Source organism: Peribacillus sp. FW305-BF15 (assembly GCF_058783805.1).
The window spans coordinates 1-634 of record NZ_JBYSYV010000075.1; the positions used below are offsets into that span (position 1 = coordinate 1).

2 protein-coding genes are annotated in these 634 nt (G+C 35.0%); both read right to left on the reverse strand.

Annotated elements, in window-relative coordinates:
- On the reverse strand, window positions 1-203 hold a 203-nt coding region (locus AC3WLU_RS26750; RefSeq protein WP_336058546.1), incomplete at its 3' end, for an IS3 family transposase.
- 29 nt (window positions 204-232) lie between these two features.
- Window positions 233-634, reverse strand: a 402-nt coding sequence (locus AC3WLU_RS26755) for a helix-turn-helix domain-containing protein (protein WP_492598231.1), incomplete at its 5' end; no start/stop codon positions are given.

Genomic DNA, 634 nt, shown 5'->3' on the forward strand with positions numbered 1-634 from the left:
CGGTTGATGGTCTTTGGATTGTGAGAAAACCCATATTTTTTTAACTCTTTTGTGATACGACGATAACCGTAACGTCCTTTATGTTCATGATAGATAGACTGAATAGTGGCTTTTACCTTCGAATACTTATCTTCTCGATTCAAGCGTTTTTCCCAATAATAGTACGTGCTACGTGGAATATCAGCGACTTTAATTAAGGCCACAACCTCATAAATGGACTTTAGTTCATAAATTACTTGCGCTTTGATTTGGGTTGTAATTTTTCCTGCATTTGAACTAAAGTATTTAACTTTTTTAAATAAGCATTCTCCATTTCTAGTTGTTTAATTCGTTCTTCAAGCTCTTTAACCGAACCTTCAATTTGTTTGGATGGATTGATATCTTTTTTCATGGATGGTCTCCCCTTTTTCTTAGAAATTAGGGCATCTAATCCATAGGCATTAACATTTATTCTCCACGTCCGAATGAGCGCTGGAGATGAAATATTAAACCTTGCGGCTGCGTCGTAAGAAGATATACCCGTTTCATTCATATAATTAAGTACATCCATTTTAAACTCCGTAGAATAACTTGTATAGGATTTCTTAAATCCATCGACTCCTTGAATTTGGTATAAACGAACCCATCCTTGAAT